Annotated in this window: 6 protein-coding genes; all 6 read left to right on the plus strand. The window is 70.5% G+C overall.

Features of this window, described 5'->3' with window-relative positions; translation table 11 throughout:
* The first annotated feature begins 2 nt into the window (after positions 1 to 2).
* The 6 genes from K8625_RS15035 (at position 3) to sppA (ending at position 13248) form a co-directional block, all read left to right on the plus strand.
* Complete coding sequence (locus tag K8625_RS15035; RefSeq protein ID WP_223783092.1) at positions 3 to 3137, plus strand: efflux RND transporter permease subunit; 3135 nt, start codon at positions 3 to 5, stop codon at positions 3135 to 3137.
* A gap of 375 nt (positions 3138 to 3512) precedes the next feature.
* The gene (locus tag K8625_RS15040) at positions 3513 to 5885 is read left to right on the plus strand and encodes a DNA topoisomerase (ATP-hydrolyzing) subunit A (protein WP_223746624.1); all 2373 of its coding nucleotides are present in this window, start codon (positions 3513 to 3515) and stop codon (positions 5883 to 5885) included.
* 12 nt (positions 5886 to 5897) lie between these two features.
* Positions 5898 to 7829, plus strand: a complete 1932-nt coding sequence (locus K8625_RS15045; protein WP_223746623.1) for a type IIA DNA topoisomerase subunit B — start codon at positions 5898 to 5900, stop codon at positions 7827 to 7829.
* Between the two features lie 104 nt (positions 7830 to 7933).
* Positions 7934 to 9454, plus strand: a complete 1521-nt coding sequence (locus K8625_RS15050) for a PEGA domain-containing protein (protein ID WP_223783093.1) — start codon at positions 7934 to 7936, stop codon at positions 9452 to 9454.
* A gap of 56 nt (positions 9455 to 9510) precedes the next feature.
* Positions 9511 to 10722 (plus strand): PEGA domain-containing protein, encoded by a 1212-nt coding sequence (locus K8625_RS15055; RefSeq protein WP_223746621.1) that lies wholly within the window; start codon positions 9511 to 9513, stop codon positions 10720 to 10722.
* Positions 10723 to 10770: 48 nt separating this feature from the next.
* Positions 10771 to 13248 carry a signal peptide peptidase SppA gene (gene sppA, locus K8625_RS15060; RefSeq protein ID WP_223783094.1) on the plus strand — a complete coding sequence of 826 codons (2478 nt, stop codon included), beginning with the start codon at positions 10771 to 10773 and terminating at the stop codon, positions 13246 to 13248.
* The last annotated feature ends 135 nt before the right edge of the window (positions 13249 to 13383 follow it).

Below are 13383 nucleotides of genomic sequence, written 5' to 3' on the forward strand. Positions count from 1 at the left end.
CCATGCTCACGCGCATCATCGATGGGTCACTGGAGCACCGTGGCGCGGTGCTGCTGGGCACCGTGGCGCTCGTCATCTCGGGGCTGCTCGCGTTCCGGGCCCTGCCGCTCGATGCCTTCCCCGACACGACCCCCACGCAGGTGCAGGTCAACACGGTGGCGCCCGCGCTCTCGCCCGTCGAGGTGGAGCGACAGCTCACCATTCCGCTCGAGCAGCAGCTCGCGGGACTGCCGCAGCTGGAAGAACTGCGCTCCATCTCCAAGTTCGGGCTGTCGCAGGTGACGCTCCAGTTCCGCGACGGCACGGATGTGTGGTTCGCGCGGCAGCAGGTCTCGGAGCGGATGGGCCGCGTGAAGATGCCTCCGGGAATCGAGGCACCCACGCTCGGGCCCGTGGCGACGGGGCTGGGCGAGGTCTTCCACTACCTGGTCAAGAGCAGGAGCCGGAGCCTGGAGGAGCTGCGCACGCTGCACGACCAGGTCATCGCGCCCCAGCTCCGCGCGGTGCCCGGTGTGGCCGAGGTGAATGCGTGGGGAGGCCGCGAGAAGCAGTGGCACGTGGTGGTGGAGCCGCAGCGACTCCGACAGTTCGACCTGTCCCTGGGCGACCTGTACCGGGCCCTGGAGGCGAACAACGCGAACGTGGGCGGCGGCATGGTGGAGCGCGGTGGTGGAGCGAGCCTGGTGCTCGGCATCGGTGTGCTGGAGGATGGCCGGGCCGTGGGCGACGTGGTGGTGGCCGCGCGAGACGGCGTGCCCGTGCGCGTGCGCGACGTGGCCCAGGTGGAGGTGGGGCACGAGATTCGTCGAGGCGCGACCACCGCGGACGGCGAGGGTGAGGTCGTCCTGGGCCTGGGCTTCATGCTCATGGGCGAGAGCTCGCACGTGGTGACGCGGGCGCTCGCTCGGCGCATGGACGAGGTGAAGCAGCGCCTGCCCGACGATGTGCAGGTGGACGTCGTCTACGAGCGCACGGAGCTGGTGGACCTGGTGCTGCGCACGGTGCGCACCAACCTGCTCGAAGGCGCGCTGCTGGTCATCGCCGTCCTCTTCCTCTTCCTGGGCAACTGGCGCGCGGGGCTCATCGTCGCCTCCGCCATTCCCCTGTCCCTGCTGTTCGCCTTCAGCGGCATGCTGCGCTTCGGCATCGCCGGCACCCTCATGTCCCTGGGCGCCATCGACTTCGGGCTGGTGGTGGACTCGTCCGTCATCCTCGTGGAGAACGCGGAGCGGCACCTGGCCGGCGCCCGCGATGGACGGAGCCTGAAACAGGTGGTGCGGGACGCGGCCGTGGAGGTCCGCAAGCCCACGCTCTTCGGTGAGCTCATCATCATGGTGGTGTACCTGCCCGTGCTCGCACTGGAGGGCGTGGAGGGGCGGCTGTTCCGTCCCATGGCGCTCACCGTCATCCTGGCCCTGCTGGGCAGCGTGCTGCTGTCCATGACGTTGATGCCGGTGCTCGCGTCGTTCGCGTTGGAGCGAGGCAGGCGAGGACACCCGGAGCCGCGCCTCGTGCGCTGGCTGCAGCGGGGCTACCGGCCGCTGCTGGAGTGGAGCGTGTCCCATGCGCGCTCGGTCCTCATCGTGGCGGGGCTGCTGGTGGTGGGCACGGGGCTGGCGGCCACGGGGCTCGGTCGCGAGTTCGTCCCGAGGCTGTCCGAGGGAACCCTCGTCATCAACACCGTGCGCCTGGCCGAGGTGTCCCTCACCGAGTCGGTGCGCTACGGCGGGCAGGTGGAGAAGGTGCTCCGGAGCCGGTTCCCCGACGAGGTGGCGCGCGTGTGGACGCGCACCGGGACGGCCGAGGTGGCGACGGACCCGATGGGCATCGAGCTGTCCGACGTGTTCGTCACGCTCCATCCCCGCGAGCAGTGGAAGCGCGCCGCGACGCAGGAGGAGCTGGTGGCGGAGATGAAGGCGGAGCTGGCGGACCTGCCCGGCATGCGCATGGCGTTCCTCCAGCCCATCGAGATGCGCGTCAACGAGATGATCGCCGGCGTGCGCGGGGACGTGGGCATCAAGCTGTTCGGCGATGACCTGGACGTGCTCAAGGCCAAGGCGCGCGAGCTGGAGGCGCTGGTGCGCGCGGTCCCCGGCGCCACGGACGTGACGCTGGAGCAGCTCACGGGTCAGCCCGTGCTGGAGGTCACCGTGGACCGGGTCGCCATCGCGCGGCATGGCATCGCCGCGCGCGAGGTGCTCGACGTGGTGGAGGCGGTGGGCACACGCGTGGTGGGCGAGGTCCGTGAGGGCGAGCGCCGCTTCGACCTGGCGGTGCGGCTGGCCGAGGCGTACCGCAATGAGCCCACGAGGCTGGCCACCGTGCCCATCACCGCGCCCGGAGGTGAGCGTGTGCCCCTGGGTCGGCTGGCGACGATTCGCGAGGTGTCCGGCCCCACCACCCTGCAGCGCGAGTGGGGCCAGCGGCGCATCGTCATCCAGGCCAATGTGAGCGACGGCGACCTGGGCGGCTTCGTCACCCACGTGCGCGCCGCGCTGGCGAAGGTGGAGCTGCCGCCGGGCTACCACCTCCGCTACGGCGGCCAGTTCCAGAACCTGGAGCGGGCCCAGGCGCGGCTGGCCCTCGTGGTGCCCATCGCGCTGGGACTCATCCTCCTGCTGCTCCACCTCACGTACCGCCGCTGGGTGGACACGCTGCGAATCTTCGCGGGCGTCCCCTTCGCGCTGATGGGCGGCGTGCTGGCGCTGCTCGCGCGCGGGCTGCCGTTCTCCATCTCCGCCGCGGTGGGCTTCATCGCCGTCAGCGGCGTGTCCGTGCTCGGGGACATGGTGCTGGTGTCCCGGCTGCGGCAGCTGCTCGGCCAGGGCCGCGCGCTCCCCGAAGCCCTCCGCGAGGCCGCCGTCTCCCGCCTGCGTCCGGTGCTGATGACGGCCTCGGTGGCGGCGCTCGGCTTCCTCCCCATGACACTCAACACGGGCATCGGCGCGGAGGTCCAACGACCGCTGGCCACCGTGGTGGTGGGCGGCGTCCTGTCCTCCACCCTGCTGACGCTGCTGGTGCTCCCGGCGCTCTACTCGGTGCTCGGCGCGGGCCGGGGAAGCAGCCACGGAGGCGAGCGGACGCCCCCCGCCGAGCACCTTCCGAACCCGGAAGAACAGGCCCGCGCCGCGTCCTGACGAGGGCCCGTGACGCGGCACGTCATGGGGCAGCCGGGCGGCCGAACGCTCCCCGGTCGCCCTACCCCACGGGGTCCAAAGCCTCCCTCCACGGCCCATCCTACCCGCACCCACCGTCCCGCCCGCTGGGGAGTCTCGCGCGCCCCGGCCGCCGGAATTTCAGGGGGTTACAGAGATGTTCCACTCGGAGGCGGGCCTGGACGGAGATTCAGGTGGGATGCCTCGGAGTACGTGCAACCCCCCGAATTCGTTCCCTTTGTCAGGGGGGCATGGTAGTCCCGCCGCTTTGTTGAAGATTTCAGAGTCCATGGCGCGGAGTGCGCGAGTCACGCACCGCGTTCGGGTACGAGACGTTCTCACCTGGGTTCGAAGAGCATGCGCGCAGAAGCCGAATTGAAGACGCGAAAGAAGCAGGGGGGCTCGGGCGGCGGGGGTGGTGCCGCGGGCTCCGGTGGTGGGGGTGATGGGTTCGTCCCGGCCTCGCTGGCCGACGAGGCGCGTCGCCGGTACATCAACTACGCGCTGTCGGTCATCACCTCGCGCGCCCTGCCGGACGTGCGCGACGGCCTCAAGCCCGTGCAGCGCCGCATCCTGTACGGCATGTGGAACGACCTGAACCTGTCGTTCGACACGAAGTACCAGAAGTGCGCCCAGGTCGTCGGCGCCATCATGGGTCGCTACCACCCGCACGGCGACGCCTCCATCTACGACGCGCTCGTGCGCATGGCGCAGGACTTCTCCCTGCGCTACCCGCTGGTGGACGGCCACGGCAACTTCGGCTCGCTGGACGGCGACTCCGCCGCCGCCTACCGCTACACCGAGTGCCGCCTGGACAAGCTCGCCACCGAGATGCTCGGGGAGCTCGAGCGCAAGACGGTGGACTTCCGGCCCACCTACGACGGCACCCGCAACGAGCCCATCGTCATCCCCGCACGCGTGCCCCAGCTGCTGATGAACGGCACCACGGGCATCGCCGTGGGCATGGCGACCAACATCCCGCCCCACCACCTGGGCGAGTTGGTGGACGCGCTCGTGGCCCTCATCGAGACCCCGACGCTGCTCACCAAGGACCTGCTCAAGTGGGTCAAGGGACCGGACTTCCCCACCGGCGGGCAGATCCTCAACGACAAGAAGGAGCTGCGGGAGATCTACGAGACGGGCCAGGGCAGCGTGCGCATCCGCGGCGAGTGGGACACCGAGGAGCTCAAGCGCGGCGGGACGCAGATCATCATCACGTCCATCCCGTACACGGTGAACAAGTCCACCCTGGTCTCGAAGATCGGCGACCTGGTGCGCGAGCGGAAGCTGCCGCTCATCGTGGACGTGCGCGACGAGTCCACCAAGGACGTGCGCATCGTCCTGGAGCTCAAGAAGGACGCCAACGCCGAGCTGGTGATGGCGTACCTCTACAAGCACACGCCGCTGCAGACGACGTTCGGCGTGAACCTGACGTGTCTGGTCCCCAGCGAGGACAACCCGGAGGTCGGCACGCCGCGCCGGCTCAACCTCAAGGACATCCTCCAGCACTTCCTGGACTTCCGCTTCGCCGTCGTCACGCGCCGCTTCCAGCACGAGCTGGGCGAGCTGCAGAAGCGCGTGCACCTGCTCGAGGGCTTCGAGAAGGCCTACGACGCGCTGGATGAGATCATCCGCATCATCCGCCAGTCCGAGGGCAAGCAGGACGCGGCCCAGAAGCTGATGAAGCGCTTCCAGCTGGACGAGCTCCAGGTGGACGCCATCCTGGAGATGAAGCTCTACAAGCTGGCCCGCCTGGAGATCCTGGTCGTCCAGAAGGAGCTCAAGGAGAAGCGCGCGGAGATCAAGCGCATCGAGGGCATCCTCAAGGACAAGAAGAAGGTCTGGTCCACCGTCAAGGACGAGCTCGGGGAGATCAAGGGCCAGTACAACGACAAGCGCCGCACGAAGATTGGCGGCGCGGGCTCCGAGGAGGTGGAGTTCAACGCGGACGCGTTCATCGCGGACGAGGACGCCCACGTCGTCCTCACCCGCGACGGCTGGGTCAAGCGCGTGCGCGAGGTGAAGGACCCGTCCTCCACCCGTCTGCGCGAGGGCGACGCGGTGATGGCGGTGCTGGCCGGCAGCCTCAAGGCCAACCTGGTGCTGTTCAGCAACTTCGGCACCGCGTACGTCACCCGCTTCAACGACATCCCGGCATCCACCGGCTACGGCGACCCGGTGCAGAAGCTGTTCAAGTTCGACGACGGCGAGCGCGTGGTGGCCGCCTGGTCGCTGGACGCCCGGCTCGAGGCCCCGGCGAAGCTGGTCGGCGTGACGAAGCAGGGCATGGGCATGCGCTTCCTCCTGGAGCCGCACCTGGAGGTCTCCACGCGCGCCGGCCGTCGCTACGCGAAGACGGGCGAGGGCGATGAGATCATCGGCGTGCGCGAGGCGGGCGAGAAGGACCTGCTCGCGGTGCTGACCAAGAAGACCAACGCCCTGGTGTGCAAGGTGGCGGAGGTCAACGAGCTGGCCGGCCCCGGCAAGGGCGTCACCGTCATCAAGGTGGATGACGACGACCAGGTGGTGGAGTTCCTGGTCAGCGCGCCCAACCAGAAGGACGCGAAGATCGATTTCGACACGCAGAAGGGCCGCAAGCTGCAGCTCGCTCCCGCCAAGTACGGGGTGACGGGCCGCGGCGGCAAGGGCCACGAGATGTCCAAGCGCGACGCGGTGGAGGACGTGGCCCGGCCCGTCGTCTTCATCCCGTTGCCCGAGAAGAAGGATTAGCCAGAGGACGCCATGGCGACGAAGAAGGAAAGCTACACAGGCGCGGACATCCAGGTCCTCGAGGGCCTGGAGCCGGTGCGCAAGCGCCCGGCCATGTACATCGGCGGCACCGACAGCACCGGTTATCACCACCTGCTGTGGGAGATCCTCGACAACTCGGTGGACGAGGTCATCAACAGCCACGCCACCACCGTCGAGGTCGTGCTCCACAAGGATGGCCGCAGCATCACCGTGGTGGACAACGGGCGCGGCATCCCCGTGGACATCATGCCCAAGCTCAAGAAGCCCGCCGTGGAGGTCATCCTCACGACGCTGCACGCGGGCGGCAAGTTCGAGCAGGGCAACTACATCCACTCCGGCGGTCTGCACGGCGTGGGCAGCTCGGTGGTCAACGCGCTCGCGCGCAAGCTGACGATTGAAATCAAGCGCGACGGCAAGAAGTACGTCCAGACGTACGCGCGCGGCAAGGCCACCAGCCAGCTGAAGGTGGACGGCGCCGCCCGCGGCACCGGCACCTCCATCACCTTCGAGCCGGACCCGGAGATCTTCGGCGAGAAGCTGAAGTTCGACGCGGAGCTGGTGCGCGAGCGGCTGGAGGCCAAGAGCTACCTGCACAAGGGGATGACGGTCATCTGGAAGGATGAGACCGCCAGCCCCGCGACGTCCGTCACGTACAAGCACGACGGCGGCATCGCCGAGTACCTCACCAAGGTGGTGGCCGAGCGGCAGAAGCCCCTGGTGCCGGCGGGCAGCGCCACGTTCTACCACTCGCGCGACAACGGCGTGCGGCTGGAGGCGTCGCTGGGCTGGACGGAGGCCACCGACGAGCACATCCGCTCGTACGTCAACGGCATCCCCACCAACATGGGCGGCACCCACGAGGCGGGCCTGCGCGGCGCCGTCGTCAAGGCGGTGCGCAACTACATCGAGACGCACGACCTGACGCCCAAGGGCGTGTCGCTCACCGCGGAGGACATCCGCGAGGGCATCACCGCGATTCTGTCCGTCTACGTGGTGGAGCCGCAGTTCCAGGGGCAGACGAAGTCGCGTCTGAACAACCCCGAGGTGACGGCCCAGGTGGACGGCGTGCTGCGCCCCGCCCTGGAGAAGTGGCTCAACGACAACAAGAGCGTCGCCGAGGCGGTGGTGGCCCGCATCATCCTGGCCGCCCGCGCCCGCGAGGCCAGCCGCGCCGCGTCCCAGGCCGTCAGCCGCAAGACGGCCGTCAGCCACCGGCTCAACCTGCCGGGCAAGCTGGCGGACTGCTCGTCCACGGACCCCAACGTCAGCGAGCTGTTCCTGGTGGAGGGTGACTCCGCAGGCGGCTCCGCCAAGCAGGGCCGGGACAGGCGCACCCAGGCCATCCTCCCGCTGCGCGGCAAGGTGCTCAACGCGGAGCAGGCGTCCACGGACAAGGTGGCCGGCAACAAGGAGCTCCAGGACATCGTCAGCGCGCTGGGCTGCGGCATCGGGGCGGACTTCGACATCTCCAAGCTGAGATACGGCCGCGTGTTCCTGCTGATGGACGCCGACAGCGACGGCCACCACATCGCCACGCTGCTGCTCACCTTCTTCTACCGCCACCTGCGCCCGCTCATCGAGAGCGGCGCCATCCACATCGCCCAGCCGCCCCTGTTCCGCGTGGACATCGGCAAGGAGACGTACTGGGCGCTGGACGAGGCGGACCGCGACCGCATCATCCGCGAGAAGGTCAAGGGCAACGCCAAGCCCAACATCATGCGGTTCAAGGGTCTGGGCGAGATGACGGCCGACGAGCTCAAGCAGACCACCCTGGACGTGAAGAACCGGATGAGCCTGCGGGTCACCATCGACAACCCCATCGAGACGGACCGCGTCATCAATGACCTGATGGGCCGGGACGTGAGCGCCCGCTTCCGGTTCATCATGGAGCGCGCCGGCGAGGTCGAGGCGCTGGACGTCTAGCCATCCGTCATCCTGCCGCGAGTCCCCGCCACCCCGGGTGTTGCCCCGAGGGCCGAGGCGGGGGCTCGTGACGGCCCTTTCTAGCTCGGCTAGATTCCGACGCCGTGAACACCTTTCGCCGACTCGCCCTGCTGCTCACGCTGCTGTTGGCCGTCCTCCCCGCCCACGCCCAGACGACGCGCAAGAAGGCCGCGCGCAAGAAGGCCACCCCTTCCAGCAAGGTGGTGAAGGCGAAGAAGAAGCCCGGCATCAAGGGCCAGAAGAGCCCGGTCACCGCCGAGCCGACGGACGTCCAGGACGTCGAGTCGCCGCAGCCGCTCGTCTTCGGTGAGCCCGAGCAGCCCACGCCCCCGGAGAAGCCCGTCGGCACGGACAAGCCCACGGTGGCCACGCCCGTGCCGCCTCCGGCGACGAAGCCCCACGAGCCCGTCAATCCCAACGCGCGGCCCTCGCTGGCGAACACCCCCGCGGTGGCGTCCGGCACGGTGGCGCTGTTCTCGGTGGCCCGCACGCCGGCCGCCTCCGACGCCGCTGCCCGCCTGGAGGGGGAGCTGACGAGGCACCTGCAGCGCGGCGGGGACATCCCGTTCGTGGACCTGGGCACGGCCTTCCCTCCCCCGGAGCCGACGCCGCTGACGCAGGCGGATGGCCTCTACGACGAGGGCCGGGCCGCGTACGACAACCTGGACCCGGAGGCCGCGGAGACGAAGTTCCGCGCCGCCGCGGAGGCGTACGAGAAGTCCCCCGGCGACTTCCGCCCGGAGCGGCTGGGTGAGACGTACCTCTTCCTGGGCGCCGCCAGGCTGCTCAACGGCGACGCCGCGGGCGCAAAGGCGGCCTTCGTGCGCGCCGCGGTGGCCGAGCCCTCCACCCGTCCGGACAAGGCGCTCTTCGGCCAGGACGTGCAGAAGGCTTTCGAGGACGCCCGCGCCGAGGTGGGGGCGCGCCCCGCCGGCACGCTGGTGGTGGAGTCCAAGCCCGCGGGCGCCAAGGTGAGCGTGCGCGGCCAGGAGCTGGGCGTGACGCCCCTGAGGGGCGTGACGGTCCCCGCCGGCCACCACGCCGTGGTGGTGACGCTGCCGGGCCACACGCCCCACGCCGAGTACACGGAGGTGAAGTCCGGCGCGAGCGCGCAGGTGAAGGCGGAGCTCAGCCCCGGGCCGGGCCTGACGGCCATCCGCGACGCCTCCGTGCGCGCAGGTTCCCAGGCCGCCTTCGACAGCGAGACCTTGCCGCCGGACACCGCCGCCATCGCCGACCGGCTGGATGCGCGCTACGTGGTGGTGGCCGCCGTGTCGCAGGACAAGAAGGGCCGGCTCAAGGCGGAGCTCCAGGCGTGGGACGTGCGCACCCAGGCGCGGCTGCGCGGCGTGGACATCGACCTGTCGGGCCGCGAGCGCGACCAGAGCCCGGAGGCCGCCGCCCAGCAGGCGCGCGACTTCATCCAGGGCGCCATCTCCCCGCGCGTCGCCGAGAGCGGCGCGTCCGGCCAGTCCCTGCTCAAGCGGCCCTGGTTCTGGGCCGTCGTCGGAGGCGCCGCGGCCGTCACGGCGGGCGCCGTCTTCGTGGCGACCCAGGACAAGGGCCGCCCGTTCAACCCCATCACCGGAGGAACAGGCTTCTGAGCTCCGGGTTGAATGACGGTTCGCCCGCTCGCGTCGCTCGTTTCTGAGGTTACCCCATGAGAGCCCTCGTCCTCGCCCTGCTTCCCTCGCTCGCCCTGGCGGCGTCCCCCGCACCCGCGCGGCGCGCCACCAGCCTCCTCATCCCCATGGACCCCGCGGCCGAGTCCGGCAGCGTGAAGATGGAGGGCTACATGAACGAGGCGCTGGGGAACTTCGCCGGGTTCACCGTCCGCAAGTCCGAGGAGATCTTCGGCCTGCCCGCCGACCCCAACGCCCAGTCCGCGATGGAGCGCGCGCGCAAGGGCTACTCGGAGAGCGCCGCCGCCTTCGACAAGAAGGAGTACGACGACGCGGAGACGAAGGTGCGCGCCACGCTCAAGGAGCTGCAGAACGCTCCGGCGGCCATGCGCGGCTGCTCGCCTCTGTGCGAGTCGCTGGCGCTGTACGCGGCGCTGTTGCACCTGCGCGGTGACGTGGAGGAGGCGAAGCTGGTCCTCATCGACCTCATCGCCGTGTCCCCCACCTTCGAGCTCAACCCCAAGCGCTTCAGCCGGGACTTCATCGCCCTGCGCGTGCAGGTGGCCACCGGGCGCACGTCCCAGCTGCGCGGCAGCGCCACGGTGAAGTCGCGCCCCGCCGGCGCCCGCGTCTACGTGGACGGGGAGATGGCCGGGTACACGCCGGTGACGATTCCCGCGCTGACGGTGGGCAAGCACCTGCTGCGCGTCGAGCGGCCCGGCTTCCGCCAGTACGGCCAGCTCATGGAGGTGACGCCGGATGACGTGGAGGTGAGCACGGAGCTGGTGCCCACGGCCGCGTACAAGGCCTATGACGCGCAGTTGGACCGGGTGGCCAGCGAGGTGTCGCGCGGCATCAGCCAGGCCAACGGCGTCGCGGGGCTGGGCAAGTCGCTGGGCCTGGAGCGGGCCATGGTGGGCACGGTGAGGAGCCACGGCGAGGGCACCGAGCTCATCCTCGGCTACTACGACCTGCGCAACGGCCGGAAGCTGGGCGGCCGGCGCGTGGTGCTCCAGGGCGACGAGTTCGGTCAGCTCAAGTCGGAGATGGAGCGCATGGTGAATCAGCTGGTGAACACCAGCGAGGGCGGCGGGGAGAAGGTGGTGCGCAGCTCGGATCCGCTCGACAACCGGGGCGGCACCGAGGACTGGGGCGCCGAGGACCGCGGCGGCCGGACGCGCAAGCAGGAGAAGGCGAAGAAGCCCGGGGATGATCCGCTCGACGGGGTGTCTGGAACCGAGGACTGGTGACACGAGGCGCTTGTCCCCGGACGGGCGATGCCTAGAGTCCGGGGCTCTATGCGCCTGCTCGCCCTCCTGCTGCTCCCATCGCTCGCGCTCGCCCAGACGAGCTCCATCGTCCAGGCCCCCCTGCCCTCACGGGGGCTGACGTTGCCACCCACCGGCGCCGCGCTGGTGGACGAAGCCACGGCCCTGTCGCTCAACCCCGCGGGCCTGGGCTTCGTGCGCTCCGGTCAATTGTTCTACCTGCACGAGCGCAACCTCGAGCAGGACAGCACCGCCGACGGCGTCTTCCTGGGCGCGAAGCTGTTGGGCCTGGGCCTGGGCGCGTCGATGGAGTGGATGCGCCCCCGCCACGGGCCGGACTACCGGCGCACGTCACTGGGACTGTCCCTGGGTGCCCCCACGCTGCAGTTGGGCGCGTCCTGGCACACGTTCGGCTCGGACGACGAGGACGTGGACTCGCTGGACACCTTCGACGTGGGCCTCACCGCCCGGCCCGCCCGCTACCTGTCGCTGGCGGCGGTGGCCAGGAACCTCAACGCCCCACGGGAGGGCGCCTTCAAGATTGAGCGCGCGTACGACTTCGGCCTGGGCCTGCGCCCGCTGGGCGAGCGCTTCACCCTGGGCGTGGACTGGCTCTTCTCGGAGGGGGCCTTCCGCCAGGGGCAGGCCACGTACACGCTGCAGGCGGAGGTGATTCCGGGCCTGCGGCTGGGCGGCGGCGTGTCCCACGGCTTCGTCGACGCGGTGCCCCTGGCGCTCCAGCTGGCCGTCACGGTGGACACCGGCCACCTGGGCCTCACCTACGCGGCGGGCGGCGGGGAGAACGGCACGAACCACGTGGCGCAGGTGCGCCTGTCCACGGAGAACTACCGCTCGCTGCGGCCGCCCGGCGGCGTGGTGACGATGCTGGACCTCAACGACGTGCTGGCGGGCGGCGGCAGTCCGCTGCTGTCGCTCTTGGGCGTGAGCGAGGCGGACCCGTTCCTCCGGCTGTCGCGGTGGCTGGACCTGGCGGCGAAGGACGAGCGGCTGTCGGGCGTGGTGCTGAAGATGGAGGGCCTGCCCGGCGTGGACTGGGGCAAGGCGGAGGAGCTGCGCCAGGCGGTGCTGCGGCTGCGCGCGTCCGGCAAGCGGGTGATGGCGGTGCTGCTGTCGGCGGATGACCTGGGCTACTTCGTGGCGTCCGCCGCCGAGCGCGTCTACGCGCTCCCCGAGTCGTCGCTGCCCATCAACGGCCTGGCCGCGAGCCTGCAGACGTACGGCGGGACGATGCAGAAGCTGGGCGTGACGTGGGACGTGGCGCGGGTGGGCAAGTACAAGACGGCGCCCGAGCAGCTCACCCTCACCGAGCCGAGCGAGGCCTCGCGCGAGGTGGTGAACGCCTACCTGGACAACGAGGTGGCCTGGTACGAGCGCGCCGTCACCCAGGCTCGCAACGTGCCGCTGGAGAAGCTGCACGAGCTGTGGGCCGCGGGGCTGGCCACGCCGCAGCTGGCGCTGAAGCTGGGCTTCCTGGACGGCCTCATCCTTCCCTCGGAGCTGGACGGCAAGGTGCGCGAGCTGGTGCCGGGCGGGCGCTTCAGCGCCACGTACGCGCCGCGCGACGAGCGCGAGGGCCGCTGGGGCACGCGCCGCCGCGTCGCGGTGGTGCCGGTGCTGGGGACGATTGCCGGCGGCAAGAGCCGCGAGGACCCACTGGGCTTCAGCCGCATCGCCGGGGCGGAGACGGTGGTGCGGGCGCTGGAGGCGGCGAAGTCGGACCCGTCCGTGGTGGCCATCGTGCTGCGCGTGGACTCGGGCGGCGGCGAGGTGCTGGCCTCGTACCTGATGTACCAGGCGGTGGTGGACGCGGCGAAGGTGAAGCCCGTCATCGCCTCCATGGGCGACGCGGCGGCCTCCGGCGGCTACTACGCGGCCATGGGCGCCACGGAGGTGCTCGCGCTGCCCACGACGATCACCGGCAGCATCGGCGTCTTCTACTTCAAGCCCGCGCTGGAGGGCCTGTTGGGCGAGAAGCTCGGCGTGAGCCAGCAGACCCTCTCGCGCTCGCCCATGGCGGACGTCTTCGGCATGTGGAAGGCGTGGACGCCCGAGCAGCAGGCCGCGGTGCAGCAGTGGGTGGACACGTCCTATGACATGTTCATCACCGAGGTCGCCAAGGTGCGCAAGAAGGACAAGGCGGAGGTGGACGCCGTGGCGCGCGGCCGGGTGTGGAGCGGCAATGACGCCCTGGCGCGAGGGCTGGTGGACCGGCTGGGCGGCCTGCAGGACGCGGTGGAGTCGGCCCGCCGCCACGCGGGCGTCCCGGCGTCGGAGGAGCTGGACCTGGTGCTGATGGGCGAGGCGCGCGGCTTCTTCTCCAGCCTGGGCGGGGAGCCGGGCGTGCAGGCGGCGCTCGCCCTGCTGCCCGCTCCCGTGGAGCCCTTCCCGTCCGCCCTGCGGGAGCTGGCGCGGCAGGCGGGCGTGGACCTGGAGATGCTGCGCCCGGGGATGAAGGCGATGATGCCCTTCACCCTCACCGTCCGCTGAGCAACCCCCAGGCGGGCCGCGAGGTCGGCCCGCCAACACCGGCTGAAAAAACCGGGAGCGCCGCGAGCCTCCTCTGTTAGTGTTGTCTCCGCACTCCGGTCGGCCTTGGGCCACCAGGGTGTTCCAGGGACCGGC

It is taken from the genome of Myxococcus sp. AS-1-15 (assembly GCF_020037055.1).
GTDB classification, from domain to species: domain Bacteria; phylum Myxococcota; class Myxococcia; order Myxococcales; family Myxococcaceae; genus Myxococcus; species Myxococcus fulvus.